This window comes from Vibrio sp. 1-2 (7-a) (assembly GCF_013048515.1).
Classification (GTDB): Bacteria; Pseudomonadota; Gammaproteobacteria; order Enterobacterales; family Vibrionaceae; genus Vibrio; species Vibrio diabolicus.
In genome coordinates this window covers 802,381-820,209 of sequence record NZ_VHSQ01000001.1, presented here as the reverse complement: position 1 = coordinate 820,209, position 17,829 = coordinate 802,381, and the positions used below count along the sequence as shown (strand labels likewise).

The following is a 17,829-nucleotide window of genomic DNA, read 5'->3' as shown; positions in this document are numbered from 1 at the left end:
GTACGGAACCTCGCTTATGGATGAAAACTCGGCCCCATACACAAATTAACGCCTAATTAAGCAGCCAAGTATTAAACTCTTCATTTAGTTCATCCGCGTAGTCTGACCACCATTCATCGTTAATCAGGAAGGCGGCTTGGAAGTTTTGAGGTGCGGTAGGAAGGTTCGCTAAAATGTCTGGGTTCACCTCCGCCGAAGACGATTTACGCGTAGGCCCATAGGCAACATACTTAGCTTGATCAGCTAATGGTTTTGTTCCTGAAGAAAAAGCGATGAAGTCCAATGCAAGCTTTGTGTTCTCACTCCCTTTAGGTATCGCCCATCCATTCATGTAACCCATTTGACGGTCCCATATAATCCGAAATGGTTGACCTTCATCTTTACGGGCATTGTGAATTCGGCCGTTAAACGCCGAGGCGATCACCACTTCTTTGTCTGCAAGCATTTGAGGTGGCTGGGCACCGGTTGTCCACCACAGCACTTCTGATTTGATCGTATCCAACTTAGCAAAAGCACGCTCACGCCCCGCTTCGGTTTCGAGCAGGCTGTAGACCTCTTCTGGCTTTACACCATCAGCCAATAGTGCCCACTCAAGATTGCCCTGAGGTTGTTTTTGCAATGCACGTCGACCTGGAAAAGTTTTTAGGTCAAAGAGATCGGTCAACTTGCTAGGCAAAGCCTTACCTTTAAACGCGTCTTCGTTCACCGCTAATACTGTGGACACAACGATGGTATTGATTGCGCACTCGTGAATCGCACCATCAATGAAATCCTCTTGTGCTGGTGTTCCATCTGCGCCCGGAGGCAAAATACTTGGGCTCACTGGTTCTAATAGCCCTTCTGCACAACCACGAACAATGTCCGGCTTGTCGAGAGAAACCAAATCCCAGCGCACGTTGTTCGCTTCCACCTGCGCTTTAATTTCGGCTAATCCGCCGCTGAAATCCTCGGATACGATCTCGACACCTGTTTTTTTAATGAAAGGCTTGTGATATGCCTCCACTTGGCTCTTGGTGAATGCACCACCCCAAGATACGACCGTCAATTTGTCTTCAGCATAAGCAGAGGTCCCCAACAGCATTCCTGAAATCAACAGCGCCAATGGTGCTTTGGTCATTCGTGACATGTTTTACTCCTTTTGGTTGTTTTTCTGGAGGCATCCGAGTACGGCTGTTGGATACCAGTTTTGTTAAAATTAAGTTAACACTAGCATTTAATATATTTTATACAATATTTAATATTAAATTTTTCAGGCAAATCGTTGTAATGAAAAAGGTGAAAGATCAATCGATGTCGGCTTTCCTTCAATAAGCTCTAAAAGGAGATCTGCCGTAATCGCCGCTTGAGTTAATCCAAGGTGTTGGTGGCCAAATGCCAGTAATACATTTCCATCCCAAATGCTATCAATAACCGGTAACGAGTCGACTGTTGAAGGCCGATTACCCATCCACTTTTCTCCTTGCTTGAGTGGATGTAACCCCGATTCAAACATCTCATCGCCTAACTGAAAAAGCATTTCTGAACGTTTCATATTGGGTGGTGACTCTACATCGGCATACTCAACAGTGCCTGCCAATCGTAGCCCACCTGACATCGGAGTCATGATGAATTTTCTATCGGCAGAGCTAATAGGAAATGGCAATACATCACGCTTGTCATCCACCATTAGGTGATAACCACGCTCGGCTTGAATAGGCACTTTGACTCCGGTTAGTTGCCGTATCAAAAGCTTAGAATGTACACCAGCGGCAACAATGATTCGGTCAAATGAATGTGTTTGAGACTCAACCAACACATCACCATTTTTCTCCAACGCAGATACACCTTTTTGTAAAATCTTACCGCCAAGAGCTTCAAAAGCTTCACTTAGCTCAACACAGATCTGATAAGGGTCTAGCGTATGTCCTGTATCGGGAAAAAAGACTCCGACACGAACCTTATGGCTGAGATCAGGTATCCGCTTTCGAATCGCCTCTTGCGTCCAAACTTGATACGCCACACCGTTTTTAGCCAGTGAGTTAAGCGTACTTTGGTAGTCTTTAAACAGTTTCTCGTTTTCAAAAGTGAGCAATGAACCATTCATTTTTATTAGATGCGCTTTTCCGATTGAATCAAGCACGCCACGCCAACTTGCCACTGACCGCTCGTTAAGAGTTTTAATCGCGTTTTTTGCCTGCTCCGCGGCTGATGGCTTTGTTTGTAATAGAAAACGAATCATCCACCCGATAGTGCTTGGAATATCTTGCCAACGGATCGAAACCGGACTTTTGGGATCTAGCAGCATTTTAGGTAATTGTGGAAGCAGCGCTGGCGTTGCAAGAGGGAAGATTTGCTCAGTCGCGATATGACCTGCATTTCCCTTAGAGCATCCATTCGCCACGCCATTGGGATCAAAAATCGTGACTTGATAACCTTGCTGCTGCAATTTCAACCCAATTGATAAGCCAATAATCCCCGCACCTATCACAGCTATCCTTTCCTTTTTAGTTTCATCCTTGACCAACATAAATATGCTCCGAGTCACACTTGAAAACGCAGATTGTATACAATATATTTTACATTACGTTAACATCACTATTGTTTAATTCAACCATTTTTTCAGCAAGGAGCGAAAAATGAGACAAGGAACTTTTTTCTGTATTGATGCCCACACCTGCGGCAACCCAGTTAGGCTGGTCGCAGGCGGTGTGCCTCCACTCGAAGGCAATACCATGAGCGAAAAGCGCCAATACTTTCTTGAGCATTATGATTGGATTCGTCAGGCACTCATGTTTGAGCCTCGCGGACACTCAATGATGTCGGGGTCAGTTGTCTTGCCTCCTTGCAGCGATAACGCAGACGCTTCAATTCTGTTTATTGAAACCAGTGGCTGCTTACCAATGTGTGGCCACGGCACCATTGGAACCGTCACCACCGCTATCGAGAATCGCCTTATCACTCCCAAAAAAGAAGGTCGTTTGATACTTGATGTCCCAGCAGGACAAATCGAAGTGCACTACCAAACAAAAGGTGACAAGGTCACGTCGGTAAAGATATTTAACGTACCAGCTTACCTTGCCCACCAAGACGTAACCGTGGACATAGAGGGCTTAGGTGAGCTCACTGTCGATGTTGCTTATGGAGGAAACTATTACGTAATCGTCGACCCTCAAGAAAACTACGCCGGACTTGAACACTACTCTCCAGATGAAATTTTGATGCTTTCTCCAAAAGTTCGCGAAGCGGTATCTCGAGCGGTTGAGTGCGTACATCCAGAAGATCCAACAGTGTGCGGTGTTTCTCACGTGCTATGGACCGGAGAGCCCACTCAAGAAAACGCTACCGCTCGAAATGCTGTGTTTTACGGCGACAAAGCGTTGGATCGCTCGCCATGTGGTACGGGAACAAGTGCACGCATGGCGCAATGGCATGCAAGAGGCAAACTCAATCAAGGGGAAGACTTTGTTCACGAAAGTATCATCGGCAGCCTATTTCAAGGACGTATAGAAGGCATTACCGAAGTGAATGGCAAAGCCGCTATTTTGCCAAGTATTGAAGGATGGGCACAAGTATACGGTCACAACACGATATGGGTAGACGATGAAGACCCATATGCGTACGGATTTGAAGTGAAGTAATAAGGATAGTAAGGAAGAATGATGAACCCACAAGAACCAACCACTTTTTACGCAGTCAACGCCTTTACTGGTGAGCCTCTACCCACAGCGTTTCCGGTGCATGGAGAGCAAGAAGTTAATCAAGCCGCCTCCGCCGCCCAAAGCGTTGCGCGTGAGTTTCGCCAACTAAGCAATGCAAAGCGAGCGAGCTTACTTTGCTCTATCGCCTCTGAATTGGAAGTGAAGAGTGAAGAAATCGTTGCTCGTGCTCATTTGGAAACTGCTCTTCCCGAAGCACGTTTAAGCGGTGAAATAGGACGTACCGCGAACCAATTACGACTATTTGCCGAGGTCGTGAGATCGGGCAATCACCATCAAGCAATTTTCGATACGCCAAACCCAGACCGCCAACCACTGCCAAAACCAGATATTCGTCGTCAGCAAATCGCAATTGGCCCTGTCGCCGTGTTTGGTGCGTCTAATTTTCCGCTCGCATTTTCCACTGCAGGTGGTGATACGGCGTCGGCACTTGCGGCTGGCTGTCCTGTGATTGTAAAAGGCCATACCGCCCACCCTGGCACCAGTCAACTTGTTGCTGAGTGTATTGAGGCTGCACTTGAGAAAGAGTGCTTACCGCAAGCCATCTTCACGCTATTGCAAGGTAACAAACGTGCACTTGGCCAAGCACTCGTTACCCATCCAAAAATTAAAGGGGTTGGGTTTACAGGTTCAGTCGGTGGTGGCCGTGCGCTGTTCAATCTAGCCCAGCAAAGACCAGAGCCAATCCCCTTCTATGGCGAACTAGGGGCGATTAATCCAACATTTATTCTCCCTTCAGCCATACGGGCAAACGCATCATTGGCTGAAGAATTTGTGGCTTCTATGACTTTGGGCTGTGGACAATTTTGTACAAAACCAGGCGTTGTATTTGTCTTGAATTGCCCAGAAACGCAAGCCTTTATCGAAACCGCTCAAGGGTTAATTCGACAACAATCAACGGCCACTTTGCTAACGCAAGGAATCCGAGAAACATATGAATCCGAAGTGGATAAGCGAGCTTCCGAAACAGGCATTAACGTCACTCGTTCTGAACAAGCAGAAGCGACCAATGTCTCACCAGCACTGTTCGTGACGGACAGTAAAAACTGGCGTAAAAACCCACAATGGGAGGAAGAAATATTTGGTCCTCAATCGTTAATCGTAATCTGTGAAGATTTCGATGACATGTTGAAACTGAGTGATTCACTGACTGGCTCGCTCACCGCAACCCTTCACACTACCGCTGAAGACGAAGAACAAGCGAAGCAACTGCTTCCAAGTTTGGAAGAAATCGCGGGACGCATTGTATTCAACGGTTGGCCAACTGGCGTCGAGGTTGGTTACGCTATGGTTCATGGTGGACCATATCCTGCTTCAACCAATTCTGCCTCAACATCTGTCGGTGCGGAGGCTATTCATCGTTGGTTGCGTCCCGTCGCTTATCAAGCTTTACCAGAATCTTTATTGCCGGATTCATTAAAAGCGTCGAACCCACTGGGTATTCAACGCGCCATAGATGGCAGAGTCTCCCAATAAGATCACCAAATGGCTCAAAAAGGCATCAACTGATGCCTTTTATTTCACTCTACTTCTCAAAACCTTCTTTCCTAGTTGGTTTGTGTCAGAAAAACAATAAACTACTAAAGTAAAATGGATTGGATACAATATTAATTTCACGGGAGACTTCAATGTCACAGAAACCTGTTTTTAAAACGCGCACTCAGCTCGTTGAGGAAGCAATTCGAACTCAGATCTTGAAGGGCGAGTTAAAAACTGGTCAACCTTTACGTCAAGATGCGTTAGCAAAAGAGTTTAATGTTAGCCGCATTCCTGTGCGTGAAGCGTTAGTTCAATTGGAAGCACAAGGACTCGTTAGCTTTGAACCTCACAAAGGTGCGACGGTCACTGAGCTATCTCCAGAGAAAATCAATGAGCTATTTGAACTGCGTGCTGTCGTGGAATGCCACATTTTAGAGCGTGCGATTCAAAATATGACAGACGCTGACCTTGAACGCGCGCGCGAAGTTCGCGAACGTTTCGAGTCAGTAGTGAACAGTGGCGACGAAGTAGAAGAATGGAGCAACTACAACTACGAATTCCATAAAGCCCTATATGCGCCAGCCAACATGCCTGAAACTATGGACGTCATTTACAGCCTGAACACAAAGTGTGACCGATACATACGCATGCAGCTATTGTTTACAACAGGCATTAAAAAGGCAGAAGAAGAGCACTTAAGCTTGTTTGAAATGTGCCAGAATCGCGATATAGAAGGCGCCAAGTACCTGCTGAAAAAACACATTCTAGAAGCAGGCACAGCGATTCGAAACCTGCTGCTTGAAAGGCAAAATATCAGCCAGTAAACGGAATAACGAATAAGGTGATATTCAAGGATGAATGTTGGACCAAAGTTTTTACTCGCAGCGCTACGACAAAAGATTAAAGAAGAAGGGCTTTGCTATAATTCCTTGTCAGAGAAAAGTGGCATCCCTTTATCTAGTATTAAACGCCACCTACATAATCCTGCTTTAGGTTTGGATAAAGTACTTGTTTATCTGAACTACCTGAATACCGATCTCATCGAACTCGCAACCTTAGCCAACGAGCTTCAGCACCAAAACGAGCAAATGCTAACAGATGAAGAGAGTGCCCTTTTCGTTGAGCATCCTTATTTACTTGATTTTATTTATATGCTGACTTCTCGTGATATTAAACCGCAAGAGATAGCCCATACATACGGACTTTCTGATACAAGCTTACGATTCTATTTGCGTATCGCGGAAATTCTAGGATATGTCGAAAACTTCGGAGACGGCTTGTTTTACCGTTCTGGTCGTCGATTTATTATGGAAGAAGGTACCGCATTGGACACCTTATTCAAAGAGCGATTTCAACAAGAGTCGCTTTCTCATAACATCAACCCAGGTGTGTGTGTGGGTCGCATTAGGCTCACCGAAGAGCAAAAAGTGCAAATAGAGGACGAGCTTTGTAATAAATTAGCGAAACTTAACGCAGTTAACACTTCCAACAACGAAGGTGAACTAACAAATATATTAATGCGCTGCACTCCTGGCGCTCAGATATTTTTCGCAGATGACTTGCCGGATATTGATGGAAGCCTGTTAAAGCACGTCGCCCAATTGACTAAAATAAATTAAAACATCAGATTAAAAATTTACCCCAAACCTAGAACGCATCATTTATTCCTACCAAATCTCTAATAAGTAGAGTTTCCCGTCCCGAAACTTACTTTCTATTTAGCAAACAACAATTAGTCGACTAAGAGAACCCTCCATTTCATCTTTGTTTTTTTCCTTATTATTACGCTGAAACTACTAAGGAACTTAAGGAATAACTAATGGATTTATAAGAATAAAAGATAAACATTTTTACGTTATTTACCTCACACTCTTTAAATATAAATTTGCAGACGAACGAATTAAATTAATACATTCACTTAGCTAATAAAAACAAAAGCAAAACAGATAATTATAATTCTATTATTTATAAGGACATAGAAAAGTGAAATTTAAGTATTCTTTAGCAACGGCAGTCACTCTCGCATTATTACAAGGTTGTGGCGGTGGCGGCGGTGATGGTTCATCTACTCCGTCAACTAGCAGCGCAACCGGACCAACATGGAAAGCCGGTGATTTTAGCCAACCATCAAGCTCGTTTGTCAACCAATGTGAAACCCCACGAGTGGGTCGAGACCCATATAACAATTATGCCGCCTATCCAGATGAATTAGGTTCTGCTTTACACGAAAAACTCTTTTTAAGAGCTTTTACTAACGAAACTTACCTTTGGTATGACGAAGTTCCTGATAATAATCCAGCAAACTACAAAACCGTGACGGATTACTTCAACACATTGGTCACCTCTGCTACTACCACGACTGGTAAACCGAAAGATCGCTTCCACTTTACCGTCCCTTATGAAAATGATATGAAGTCATCGCAATCTGGTTTAGTCGCTGGGTTTGGTTTTAACTGGGCATTCCTACGTGGCGTACAACCTAGAGACGTTCGTATCTCCTATACTGAAGAAGCCTCTCCAGCTGATAGAAGCGGCATTGCTCGTGGTGATAAGCTTCTGAAAATCAATAATATTGATGTGGTTAACACCGGTAGTCAGTCCGACATTGATTTTATTAATAGAACGCTGTTTAACCCTGACATCAATCAAGATTACACCTTCACATTTGAGAGTGTTGACGGCCTAGAGAAAACCGTGACGCTTACCGCCTCTGATGTCATGACTTCTCCAGTTAAAAATGCCAAAGTGATCGCACACAATGGTATGCAGATCGGCTATCTACAATACAACTCCTTTGAACCAAGCGCTCAAGCCTCACTTATTGAGGCGTTCAGTACGCTCTCGGCAGAGAATGTTGACGAGATCGTCGTTGATTTACGTTACAACGGCGGTGGCTTAGTACTTCAGTCCTCGCAAGTAGGCTACATGCTAAGCGGTGCTGGTCAGAACCGAGTCTTCAGTGAGTTGATTCACAACGACAAAGTGATGCGTACCATTAAAGATGGGGATAACATCTATCGCTTTACGAATCTAGCAATAGACTGGGCAGCACAAAAGTATTCGGACCAAATGCTGCCGACACTGAACAAAAAGCGGGTATATGTGCTGACTTCAGGAGGCACGGCTTCCTCAAGTGAACTGTTGATCAACGCTTTGCGCGGCATTGATGTTGAGGTTATCCAAATAGGCTCAACAACCACAGGTAAACCGTATGGGTTCTCAGCAGAACAAAACTGCGGCACTATGTACTACACTATTCAGTTCAAGTCAGCGAACGAGAAAAAATTTGGCGACTTCTCTGATGGTTTTATTCCTACTCCAAAGAGCCAAATCAATACCGAGCTAGGCTTAAACAATAGAGTAGAAGGTTGCTGGGTCAATGATGACCTAACAAAACCATTAGGCGATCCGTCTGAAGGTATGCTTTCTGCGGCACTAAACTACATGGAAACTGGAACCTGTCCGCCAGTCTCCTCTTCAAGTTTCAACGCCATGCCGCGTAACATTTCATCTCCGGAGTTAAGCGATCTTCGCTCTCCGCTACGAACAGAGGCAATTCATGTTGAGATCAACTAACTTTTTACGAATGCTGATTCGGGTTGCGCTTTTCTTAGGCACTTCGATTTCTTTGATAGGATGCCAAGCTATGTCACAAGAACCCGTTGAAGCATTGAGTAAAAAGAACTCTCCGGAAACAGTCATAGAGATTCAAAACGCGATCGCAGAAATCCAAGGGACACCAGCACCTAGAATCGCAAATAACGTATTTGAATCCTCACCGCATTTGTTGATTGAAAAAGGACGAGTAAAAGGGAACAACAATCAACTGTTGGATGGCAGCTATACGGATCTTCCAGACCAATATACGTTGCAGATAAGAGGTGAAACCTGTGGCTTGTACTATGCCAAAACAGATACTTTTGTCTCTCTCAGTTCACTAGATTGTGAGCCCATCATTAAGTTTTAGATCTCCCAAAATAGAAGCCCGCTGATATCAGCGGGCTTCCTACTTTATTGTTCAGTGTGAAACGGTCAACGTTACTTTAATTCAATCCATGCTTTACGCTGTTGTTTATCCATGTATGACCAAGCTACAAAACGGCTCACTTTCTGTCCTTGGCTCATTTCAACCACACGAATGGCTTTCACACCCAATTTTTCAAGCTGCTTGCGCATCGGGCGAACGTTGTCTTTTTTGGATATAAGTGTTGTAAACCACAAGACCTGCGCGGCAAAAGCTTGGCTTTCATTCGCCATTTTTCGGATAAACGCCGCTTCTCCACCTTCACACCACAATTCAGCGTTTTGACCGCCAAAATTCAACGCAGGCTTACTTGTCTTTACTTGTGCGGTTTGAGGTTTTAGCCCTTTCTTACGCTGGTTTGCTTTTAGATTATCGATTTTACGCTGGCTGCCCATAGCGGCATCTTCCGCCGAACGATGGAATGGCGGATTACATGTCGTCACATCATAACGATCATTCGGTTGAATGATACCTCGATAAATATTGGCATCATTGTATTGCTGTACCAGTGCAATTTTTCCCGTCAAAACACGATTGTGCTCTACGATCGTTTGAGCCGATTGGATGGATTTTGGATCGACATCGCTGCCCGTATAGTGCCAACCGTATTTTGTTACACCAACAATCGGATAAATACAGTTTGCTCCCACGCCAATGTCCAACGCTTTCACGTTTTGGTGCGCGTACTGACCTTTTACTTCACCATCAAGTAGTTCTGCCACTCGGTGAATGTAATCAGCGCGGCCCGGAATCGGTGGGCAAAGATAGGTGTCGGGAATGTCCCAGAACTCGATACCATAATACGCAGCAAGCAATGCTTTATTGAGCATTTTGACAGCGTTAGGCTCAGAGAAGTTTATGGAGTCTTCCCCTTTCGGATTTTTGATAACGAATGGCTTTAACTGTGGTTCACTTTCCACGAGTTTTTTAAAATCGTAACGACCTCGATGAGCATTACGCTCATGCAAACCATTCTTCGCTATTTTTATGAACTCGACTTCGCTCTTTCCTGCAAGCTGCGGGGATTTGCGCGCAACTTTGTCTTTAACACGCTTCGGCTTGGCTTTATTCGCGTCTTTATTCTGAGCCGCCTTTGAAGTCTTTGGCTTTGCTTGCTTCGCGTTGTGATTATTGTTCTTCATTCAAATTCGCTTTTAAATCGAGGTAAATCATAAACAAACGAGCATCAAATTCGAGTTGGTGATACTCAGGCTCCATGTAGCAACATAGCTGATAGAACGCCTTGTCGTGGTTTTTCTCACGAGTATGCGCCAACTCATGTACCACCAGCATTCTTAATAGTGGCTCGGGCGCATCCTTAAATACATTGGCAATGCGAATCTCGTTTTTCGACTTCAGCTTACCGCCATGGTTTCTACTGATTACACTGTGCAAACCAAGCGCGTTGTTTACCGCGTGAATTTTCTTATCGTAGACAACTTTACTGATTGGCGCGGCTTTCTTCATGTAGCGGTTTTTGATTGCCATGGCGTACTCATAGAGCGCCCTTTCGCTTTTGATTTGGTGCCTATCGGGATAACGCTTTTCGAACCAAGGAACAAACTCGCCACTCGCTATCAATGAGCTCACCTGCTCTACGATGTTTTGTGGGTAGCCTTGAATGTATCGAAGTGACGGATGCATAGAATTAACGTCTGTTATGACAAAATAAAGGCGCTCAATATACCTGAGATAAAGGACAGTTTCACCTTAGCTTTCGCCTTTCATTTATGGTGAAAGGCCGTTAAACTTCGCCTCCCAATGATAATGGAGAGAAACTCAATGAAACGTGTCGTCCTTTACGTCAAAGACAAATGCCCTCACTGCAAAGATGCTCAACGTTATCTGGATTCGAAAAATATTAACTATCGTTTGTGCAATGCTAAGATGCAACGCGGTCGCAAAGAACTTGATGCGCTTGGTGCTCGTTCAGTGCCAGTTTTAAAAATTGGTGATCGGGTAATGATTGGCTGGAACCCAAAGAACTTCGAGAAGATGTACAAAGGCGACTAGTGCTCGGACGATGAATCTGCGCTGCGTTTAAACGTAGCGCTTGATAAAGTCGATAAACGTTCGATCTGCTATTGATAAGTACCCCTGCTTGCGCCAAGCAAGTGCCAGATCCAGCGTCACTGGTGGTTCAAACGGTAGGCCAACAACGCCCGACTCATGTTGAGTCACCAGTTCCAGTAACGCGGTAATCGCAAACTCTTGTTTCACAATACTCAAAATCAAAGGCAGTAAGTTGGTCTCGAATGATGACTTCATGGTAAACCCATGCTCCTCACTCACCTGATCCAAAAATTCGCGGTGAAAATAGCCATGCTGAAACATAACCAAATCGTGTTCAAAGAACTCATCAAAAGTAAGAGAGTCTCGCTGGGCTAACTCATGCTCAGGTGAAACAACTGCGACCATTTGGCTAGTAAACAAATGGTCAGTTTCTAGGTCATCAGGCACGTTATCACAACTGATCACACCGATATCGAGTTGACCATTGAGCAGCATACGACGAATCGATTGAGTCCCAGCTTCGACCAAGGTCAATTTTAACTCCGGGAACTGGCTTTTAAACGCCATCACAATTCGTGGAAAGAAATAACTGCCCATCATTGATGGCGTTCCGAGTCGTACTTCGCCTTTCGCTAAACCTTTCAACTCATCAATCGCGAGCTGCGCGTCGTGCAACTGTTGAATCACCCGCTTGGCATGTACAAGTAGCGTTTCGCCCTCTTTCGTTAAGCTGATTTTTTTATCATCACGGCGAAATAGGGTAACGCCCAAAGACTGCTCAAACTTTTTGATAGAAATGCTTAATGCGGGCTGGGCAATATGCAGGGCTTTCGCCGCATGGGTAATATTTCCATGTTCAGCGACCGCCAGAAAATGTTTAAGTTGTTTCGATTCCATTAGATCAAAAATATATGGTGTCCATATTTTTAATATATTTTTTTAATTTACAACGAACTGATAGATTGATCACAGTCTCTCCATTTGTTCACATTAGGCAGGATTCATGGTCAGTTTTGGCACACCGGAATACAAACGCATTACGCTCTCGCTAGCGCTTGGTTCCTTCTTGGTTTTTTCAAATTTATACCTACTACAGCCAATGCTGCCCACTTTTGCCCAAATTTTCACGATCTCAGAAACACAAGTGAACTGGCTATTTGCGGCCTCAACACTCGCTCTCTCTTTTAGCCTCGTTCCAATGGCTGTGTTATCAGAGTCAGTGGGACGAAAGCCAGTCATGATGGCCGGCCTGTTTTCGATTCCTACCCTTTCTGCTTTGATGCTGTTTGGTGACTCATTCCTGTTTTTGGTGGTATGTCGAGCACTGATCGGCGTCGCGCTCGCGGCTTTTGCTGCGGTCGCCGTGGCTTACATGGCAGAAGAGCTCGACAAGCACGCCTTCTCGATGGCAATTGGAACGTACATTGCGGCTAACTCATTAGGCGGTATCGCAGGACGTATTAGCGGCGGCTTATTGGCGGACAATTTCAGTGTTGATGTCGCCATTGAAGTTATGATGGTGTTCACTCTTCTTGGTGTCATTGGTGTTCACTATTTATTGCCAACACAGCGCAACTTCACCCCGTCATCAAGCAGTTTGCGCCATCAAAATCGTGCGCTTATTGGTCATTTTAAAAACCAACGCGTGTGGTTCGCGATGCTGATAGGAGGACTCAACTTTGCTTTGTTCGTAAACCTTTACTCCGTCATGGGTTTCCGTCTGGTGAGTGAACCTCACAATGTGCCCGTCGGGTTGGCCTCACTGATCTTTATTTGTTACTTGGGAGGGACTTTCTCCTCTCGTTGTGCAGGCCACTGGAGTAAACGTTATTCCTCAATCCTCGGTATGTTCTTGGGCGCGATAGTGAGCATGACGGGGATGTGGATTGCTGCGGTTGAAAGCTTGACTGCAATGCTAGTTGGATTGTTGCTGATAAGTTTTGGTGCCTTCTTTACTCATACCCTCGCCTACGGTTGGGTCGGTCAGAACGCCACTCGCGCCAAAGCCACCGCGACAGCGCTCTACTTAGTACACTACTACGTAGGCGGTAGCTTAGGAGGATTCTTACTTCTTTATTGTTGGCAGCATGGTGGTTGGTCGAGTGTTCTTATGGGGGGAAGCGCAGTCTACCTAGCGATGTTTGCTGCGATTGCGTATTTGAAACACATTGCCGAAAGAAAGCATACTGACCAAACACCTGACGCAGCGAGTTTAAAGAGTAGCTAAGGTACGCTCATTTGCGTAATACCTCTCTGGTTACTTGGATAACCAACTCTGCTATGCTTGCGCTACTTTAATAAAAACCAGAAAGTCGTATGTCAACGCGTTCAACACAAAACACAGATATCGAAGCGATCACTCAACAGGTCGATCAATGGCTCAACGATGTGGTAATCGGACTCAACCTTTGTCCGTTTGCTGCCAAACCGCAACGTAATAAACAAATCAAAATCTTTGTTAGTGAAGCGACTCAAGAAGAAGCGCTTCTTGAAGATATTTTATTGCAGCTGATTGAGCTGAGTAACACAGAACCCGAACAACTTGAGACCACGTTGGTTGTGGTTCCCAACATGCTACAAGATTTCTGGGACTACAACTTTTGTATCGATTGGGTTGAAGGATTAATTAAGCAACAAAACTGGGAAGGCATTTTCCAAGTGGCGACTTTCCATCCTGATTACTGTTTTGGCGGCGCAAGACCTGAAGACGACGAAAACCTGACCAATCGTTCTCCTTACCCAATCTTCCATTTGATTCGCGAAGAGAGTATGGAAAAGGTACTAAAACACTATCCTGATCCTGAATCCATTCCCGATACGAACATCGCTCGTGTTTCCGCCCTTTCAGAGGAAGAACGTAAAAAGCTGTTTCCTTACCTATTTCGTTAAGCACTACCATTACCCAAAGGCAGATTTATCACCAGTTGGATTCAATGCCCTTGGGGTTCAAAGTGCGGTTTGGTATCATTGCCGCTTCAATCGATTCAATGGAAATTAGAATGCAACTGTCAAAGCTAACCCAAGAGATTTTTGATCACTTATACCGTGATATCACCGAGTTCCGTAGTACGTTCGACTTACCAGTCGCAGACGCTGCAAGCCTTGATACGCAAGCAGATACACTACACACCTCTTTGGCGATCGAAGAGCTAACAGAGCTAGCAGAAGCAGATTGTAAAACTGAGCAAGCAGATGCCATCGTAGACAGCGTGTATGTATTAATGGGCCGTCTCGTTCATCTTGGCCACAGCAAAGTAGAAGACAACCTGGCGATCAGCTACTTAATTGATCTTCTATTAAACGTTGCGGTAAACCGTGGTATCGAATTTATTCCTTGCTGGGATGAAGTACATTCAAGCAACATGAGCAAAGTATGCCGTAACGAGCAAGAGTACTCAGAAACAGAGGCATTCTACGCGGAACAAGGCATCAAGTTGATGGCGGTACAGAAAGGTGAATACATCATCGCAAAATGCGCCGAAGATTTCGTATCGGAAGGTAAAACCATTCGTAAAGGCAAAGTACTCAAATCAGTTTACTACCGCCCAGCAGATCTAAAACCGCTAACTCAGTAAGCGTTGAGTGTGGCTATCTCGATTAAAAAAACGACCTCAAGTAGGTCGTTTTTTATTGTCCCTAAATACTAATCAAAGATTAAATAAGGTTGCTCATCTACGATGACCTTTTTGACTTGAGTATTGAACACTTCCCCGAGAGCTTCTTCCGTTAGCACAGTATCGGCACTTCCTGATGAGTGCAGCACACCGTTGTTAAGCAGCAATACTTTATCTGCGTGCTTTAATGTGCGATTGAGATCGTGATTAGCAACCAATACTCCAATTCCCTGCGCCGCCATAGCGTTAATCAATTGATAGAGCAGACCCTCTTGCGCAATATCTAACGGTGCTGCTGGCTCATCCAAAATTAAAAACTGCGAAAAAGGATTAATGGTACGCCACACCTGCAAACATACACCTGCTAATCGGACACGCTGCCACTCACCACCGGATAATGTTTGAATACTGCGATGAAGCTTATCTTGCAGTTGTACCAGCTCCACCACCATATTGACGGCATCACGCACTTTAATATCCGCAATCTCAGCACCACTAGGCAGAGATAAAGCGAGATACTGAAACACATCAACATTAAACGCTGGGCGCGATTGCTGACACAAATAACCTCGCACATGAGCTTGCTCTGACAACGGTAAAGTAAGCAAGTTTTTGTCGCCAACGTACACTTCACCACTCATACCCTCTCGGTAGCTTAACGTACCAGAAATCGCAGCCAATAAAGTACTCTTACCTGAACCATTAGGCCCAACGACATGTACGATTTCGCCTGCTTTGCATTCAAAAGAAAGAGGCAATAATCGACTACCAACCGACATATGTTTAACGTGCATCATGACTCTTCACCAGCATCCAGATGAAAATAGGTGCGCCAATCGATGTTGTCATGACACCTAAAGGTAGCTCTGCGGCGTCCAATAACAGCCTTGCGCCGATATCCGCAAATACAAGTAACGCAGCGCCAGATATTGCAGAAAGTGGCAATAAATAACGGTTTTCTGTACCAAAAGCCAAACGCAACAAGTGCGGTACCACCAAGCCAACAAAGCTGATGATGCCACCCAAAGCGACTGAACTCCCCACCAAAACAGAAATGGCGAGGATCAGTTTCCAACGCATTTGATGTACATCGACTCCCAATTGGGTCGCATGAATCTCACCAAGCATCAATTTATCAAGCGACTTGCCTTTACAACACAACCAGATAAGCACCGGCAGCATCACCAAGGTAACGGTATGTTGATACCAACTTGCACCACCAATGCTGCCCATTAACCAATACATCAGTTGGCGTAGGCTAAGATCATCACTGAAGTAAAATGCCCACGTCACAATCGCGCTCGATAAAATACCCAATGCGACACCAACCAAAAGCAATCGAGCCGTCGTCAGATGCATTGCCCTTGCTATCGCCACCAAAACAAACGTGAATACCATCGAGCCTGCAATCGCTGCCAACATAAAAACAATCGGGGTGGGAAGAACAGGTGACGCGAACATGATTAAGACCATTGCTAAGCTTGCACCACCAGATATACCAAGAACGCCGGGTTCAGCCAAAACGTTCCCAAGCAACACTTGTAACGTCGCGCCAGATACCGCTAACGCAGCACCAATAATTGCCGCAGACACCAACCTCGGTAAACGCAAGTCCACCAGTAGCTTATGTTCAAATGCAGATAAAGATTGAAAAGGAGAAAGGAAAATTTCTCCGACCATCAAGTGGATGGCAGAGAGTACAGCGAGCACAATCGACATAACCATCAGGTTACGTTGCCAGCGTCGTTCCTTGTTCAGGATAAGTTGTTGAAAATCCATAGCGGCCGATAAAAACAAACGAGGCTTAACCTTACAGTTAAGCCTCGGTAAATTGCAATTAACTTCTCAAAGCAATGTTGGATTAATCGTAAACCAACTCGCCCTCTTCAAAACGGGTTTTCACTTCACAAACCATCAGAGCTGCACGTTGACCTATTGCGACATGGCGGTTCGGGAAGACAATCGCTTCGTTTTCGTTCTTCGCCATTAATGGTTTGTCGCCATCATGACCAAACACTTCGCCGTGAACAAATGAGGTGAAGTTTTCAACATTGTCGTCGAACATAAAGTCAAAGTCTTCGTTCAAACGAACGATTGTGCGACTTACGCGATACTTAATGCATGGTTTTGGTAGGTGTTCTGGCTTCGTTTCCGCAATCAAATTGCGTAAAGACAAATCAAACGCAGTCAGTTTATCGAGGTCATTTTCACCAATACGAGCCACACGACCAAGCTCCATCGTCAGAGCCTGCGCACCAAAGTTCTCGGCACTGTACCAGCTAAACGTACTCGATGGTGAGTTTGACAAGAGCACAGCTTCAATGTGTGCACTGTCCAAGAAATCGATTAATGCCTTGCTTCGCACAGGATGACGAGTCTTAGGACTCACTGCAAACGTATAGTGCTTCGAGCCTCTAATCGCGCAGTGTAAATCAAGGTGCCAGCGTGTTGTCGGGTCGGTATCTTGATAAAAGTCTCGAACAAGCAGCTTAAGCGTATCAGCGATGACAAGCTCTTTTGTCTGTTTGTGTTCTTTTTCGTCAAACAGACGGTTGAGGTTTTCTTCAAGGAATCGCGTGTGCGCCAGAGTGGATTCTGGGTGAGCGATAATGAACAGACAACGGGTATCGACCGTCTGGAACCCAGATTCTATGTCTTGAATAATGGAATCCACCAGCTCCATCGGTGCGGTTTCATCTCCGTGAACCCCACAAGAGATGATGACGTTCTTCGTATCCTGAGTATAGTTCTCAGGGATCACTTCTAGTACACCACGCTGATAGAGTTTAAGTTTTACACCGTTAGAAAGCACCTGCTCCGCTGGTGCAACATCGATATGAACATCTAACGTGTCAGTTAAAAACGATTGGCGAAAGAGAGACTTCGTCATGCGTTACTCCTTAATAGCACGGCGGGTATGTTAATAAATTGTACAAAGGATTTTTGTTGCTGCGATCTCACTTATGAGTAGAAATCACTATTTCCCTCGAAAATCCGATACCTT

18 protein-coding genes are annotated in these 17,829 nt (G+C 45.0%); 10 read left to right on the top strand and 8 right to left on the bottom strand.

Translation table 11 applies throughout. The annotated features are described in order from the left end of the window. Positions 1-52 precede the first annotated feature (52 nt). Positions 53-1,126 (bottom strand): ABC transporter substrate-binding protein, encoded by a 1,074-nt coding sequence (locus tag FKN08_RS03685; RefSeq protein ID WP_170891369.1) that lies wholly within the window; start codon positions 1,124-1,126, stop codon positions 53-55. A gap of 123 nt (positions 1,127-1,249) precedes the next feature. Next, entirely contained in the window at positions 1,250-2,506 is a 1,257-nt protein-coding gene (locus FKN08_RS03680; RefSeq protein WP_170891368.1) for an FAD-dependent oxidoreductase, read from the bottom strand. 109 nt (positions 2,507-2,615) lie between these two features. Here FKN08_RS03680 and FKN08_RS03675 point away from each other — a divergent pair, with 109 nt between their 5' ends. The 6 genes from FKN08_RS03675 to FKN08_RS03650 all read left to right on the top strand — a co-directional run bounded on the left by FKN08_RS03675 (position 2,616) and on the right by FKN08_RS03650 (position 9,141). Continuing rightward, on the top strand, positions 2,616-3,617 hold the full coding sequence (locus FKN08_RS03675; RefSeq protein ID WP_005389764.1) for a 4-hydroxyproline epimerase: 1,002 nt from the start codon (positions 2,616-2,618) through the stop codon (positions 3,615-3,617). A gap of 21 nt (positions 3,618-3,638) precedes the next feature. Further along, the gene (locus FKN08_RS03670) at positions 3,639-5,171 is read left to right on the top strand and encodes an aldehyde dehydrogenase (NADP(+)) (protein ID WP_170891367.1); all 1,533 of its coding nucleotides are present in this window, start codon (positions 3,639-3,641) and stop codon (positions 5,169-5,171) included. A 152-nt stretch (positions 5,172-5,323) separates the two neighbouring features. After that, on the top strand, positions 5,324-5,998 hold the full coding sequence (locus tag FKN08_RS03665; RefSeq protein ID WP_005393513.1) for a GntR family transcriptional regulator: 675 nt from the start codon (positions 5,324-5,326) through the stop codon (positions 5,996-5,998). A 30-nt stretch (positions 5,999-6,028) separates the two neighbouring features. Beyond that, the gene (locus FKN08_RS03660) at positions 6,029-6,793 is read left to right on the top strand and encodes a transcriptional regulator (RefSeq protein WP_139060185.1); all 765 of its coding nucleotides are present in this window, start codon (positions 6,029-6,031) and stop codon (positions 6,791-6,793) included. Between the two features lie 364 nt (positions 6,794-7,157). Then, positions 7,158-8,750 carry a S41 family peptidase gene (locus FKN08_RS03655; RefSeq protein ID WP_170891366.1) on the top strand — a complete coding sequence of 531 codons (1,593 nt, stop codon included), beginning with the start codon at positions 7,158-7,160 and terminating at the stop codon, positions 8,748-8,750. Positions 8,751-8,820: 70 nt separating this feature from the next. Continuing rightward, on the top strand, positions 8,821-9,141 hold the full coding sequence (locus FKN08_RS03650; protein ID WP_005397755.1) for a hypothetical protein: 321 nt from the start codon (positions 8,821-8,823) through the stop codon (positions 9,139-9,141). A gap of 71 nt (positions 9,142-9,212) precedes the next feature. Here the strand turns inward: FKN08_RS03650 and rlmF are convergent, their stop codons facing one another. Together rlmF and FKN08_RS03640 are read right to left on the bottom strand one after the other, a co-directional pair. Next, positions 9,213-10,340 carry a 23S rRNA (adenine(1618)-N(6))-methyltransferase RlmF gene (gene rlmF / locus FKN08_RS03645; protein ID WP_170891365.1) on the bottom strand — a complete coding sequence of 376 codons (1,128 nt, stop codon included), beginning with the start codon at positions 10,338-10,340 and terminating at the stop codon, positions 9,213-9,215. Continuing rightward, entirely contained in the window at positions 10,327-10,842 is a 516-nt protein-coding gene (locus FKN08_RS03640; protein WP_170891364.1) for a M48 family metallopeptidase, read from the bottom strand. Before FKN08_RS03640 ends, rlmF begins: the two co-directional genes overlap by 14 nt. A 138-nt stretch (positions 10,843-10,980) precedes the next feature. On the opposite strand from FKN08_RS03640, the gene FKN08_RS03635 reads away from it, so the two are divergent. Next, complete coding sequence (locus tag FKN08_RS03635; protein WP_005377871.1) at positions 10,981-11,211, top strand: glutaredoxin family protein; 231 nt, start codon at positions 10,981-10,983, stop codon at positions 11,209-11,211. 27 nt (positions 11,212-11,238) lie between these two features. Here the strand turns inward: FKN08_RS03635 and FKN08_RS03630 are convergent, their stop codons facing one another. Then, positions 11,239-12,108, bottom strand: a complete 870-nt coding sequence (locus tag FKN08_RS03630; protein ID WP_005397760.1) for a LysR family transcriptional regulator — start codon at positions 12,106-12,108, stop codon at positions 11,239-11,241. Positions 12,109-12,214: 106 nt separating this feature from the next. Between FKN08_RS03630 and FKN08_RS03625 the strand changes: the two genes are divergently transcribed. The 3 genes from FKN08_RS03625 to FKN08_RS03615 all read left to right on the top strand — a co-directional run bounded on the left by FKN08_RS03625 (position 12,215) and on the right by FKN08_RS03615 (position 14,786). Further along, a complete protein-coding gene (locus tag FKN08_RS03625; protein ID WP_114322429.1) occupies positions 12,215-13,438 on the top strand; it encodes an MFS transporter in 1,224 nt (407 codons plus the stop codon). A gap of 89 nt (positions 13,439-13,527) precedes the next feature. Next, positions 13,528-14,100 (top strand): DUF1415 domain-containing protein, encoded by a 573-nt coding sequence (locus FKN08_RS03620; protein ID WP_053807305.1) that lies wholly within the window; start codon positions 13,528-13,530, stop codon positions 14,098-14,100. Positions 14,101-14,210: 110 nt separating this feature from the next. Further along, positions 14,211-14,786 (top strand): nucleoside triphosphate pyrophosphohydrolase family protein, encoded by a 576-nt coding sequence (locus FKN08_RS03615; protein WP_005377875.1) that lies wholly within the window; start codon positions 14,211-14,213, stop codon positions 14,784-14,786. A gap of 68 nt (positions 14,787-14,854) precedes the next feature. On the opposite strand, the gene btuD is transcribed toward FKN08_RS03615, so the two are convergent. The 3 genes from btuD to FKN08_RS03600 form a co-directional block, all read right to left on the bottom strand. After that, positions 14,855-15,622: a vitamin B12 ABC transporter ATP-binding protein BtuD gene (gene btuD, locus FKN08_RS03610; RefSeq protein WP_170891363.1), complete on the bottom strand. Its 768-nt coding sequence runs from the start codon at positions 15,620-15,622 to the stop codon at positions 14,855-14,857. Then, entirely contained in the window at positions 15,609-16,604 is a 996-nt protein-coding gene (btuC, locus tag FKN08_RS03605) for a vitamin B12 ABC transporter permease BtuC (protein ID WP_031780659.1), read from the bottom strand. The genes btuD and btuC overlap by 14 nt, the downstream gene beginning before the upstream one ends. Positions 16,605-16,686: 82 nt before the next feature. After that, positions 16,687-17,715 carry a succinylglutamate desuccinylase gene (locus FKN08_RS03600; RefSeq protein ID WP_006741645.1) on the bottom strand — a complete coding sequence of 343 codons (1,029 nt, stop codon included), beginning with the start codon at positions 17,713-17,715 and terminating at the stop codon, positions 16,687-16,689. Positions 17,716-17,829: the final 114 nt, after the last annotated feature.

What these genes read in the sequence shown, in the direction of transcription:
- FKN08_RS03680 (WP_170891368.1), bottom strand. Translation starts at nt 2,506, where the DNA reads ATGTTGGTCAAGGATGAAACTAAAAAGGAAAGGATAGCTGTGATAGGT.
- FKN08_RS03650 (WP_005397755.1), top strand. Translation starts at nt 8,821, where the DNA reads ATGTCACAAGAACCCGTTGAAGCATTGAGTAAAAAGAACTCTCCGGAA.
- FKN08_RS03640 (WP_170891364.1), bottom strand. Translation starts at nt 10,842, where the DNA reads ATGCATCCGTCACTTCGATACATTCAAGGCTACCCACAAAACATCGTA.
- FKN08_RS03620 (WP_053807305.1), top strand. Translation starts at nt 13,528, where the DNA reads ATGTCAACGCGTTCAACACAAAACACAGATATCGAAGCGATCACTCAA.
- FKN08_RS03665 (WP_005393513.1), top strand. Translation starts at nt 5,324, where the DNA reads ATGTCACAGAAACCTGTTTTTAAAACGCGCACTCAGCTCGTTGAGGAA.
- FKN08_RS03635 (WP_005377871.1), top strand. Translation starts at nt 10,981, where the DNA reads ATGAAACGTGTCGTCCTTTACGTCAAAGACAAATGCCCTCACTGCAAA.
- FKN08_RS03675 (WP_005389764.1), top strand. Translation starts at nt 2,616, where the DNA reads ATGAGACAAGGAACTTTTTTCTGTATTGATGCCCACACCTGCGGCAAC.
- FKN08_RS03685 (WP_170891369.1), bottom strand. Translation starts at nt 1,126, where the DNA reads ATGTCACGAATGACCAAAGCACCATTGGCGCTGTTGATTTCAGGAATG.
- btuD (WP_170891363.1), bottom strand. Translation starts at nt 15,622, where the DNA reads ATGATGCACGTTAAACATATGTCGGTTGGTAGTCGATTATTGCCTCTT.
- FKN08_RS03660 (WP_139060185.1), top strand. Translation starts at nt 6,029, where the DNA reads ATGAATGTTGGACCAAAGTTTTTACTCGCAGCGCTACGACAAAAGATT.
- FKN08_RS03600 (WP_006741645.1), bottom strand. Translation starts at nt 17,715, where the DNA reads ATGACGAAGTCTCTCTTTCGCCAATCGTTTTTAACTGACACGTTAGAT.
- FKN08_RS03630 (WP_005397760.1), bottom strand. Translation starts at nt 12,108, where the DNA reads ATGGAATCGAAACAACTTAAACATTTTCTGGCGGTCGCTGAACATGGA.
- FKN08_RS03670 (WP_170891367.1), top strand. Translation starts at nt 3,639, where the DNA reads ATGAACCCACAAGAACCAACCACTTTTTACGCAGTCAACGCCTTTACT.
- rlmF (WP_170891365.1), bottom strand. Translation starts at nt 10,340, where the DNA reads ATGAAGAACAATAATCACAACGCGAAGCAAGCAAAGCCAAAGACTTCA.
- FKN08_RS03625 (WP_114322429.1), top strand. Translation starts at nt 12,215, where the DNA reads ATGGTCAGTTTTGGCACACCGGAATACAAACGCATTACGCTCTCGCTA.
- btuC (WP_031780659.1), bottom strand. Translation starts at nt 16,604, where the DNA reads ATGGATTTTCAACAACTTATCCTGAACAAGGAACGACGCTGGCAACGT.
- FKN08_RS03615 (WP_005377875.1), top strand. Translation starts at nt 14,211, where the DNA reads ATGCAACTGTCAAAGCTAACCCAAGAGATTTTTGATCACTTATACCGT.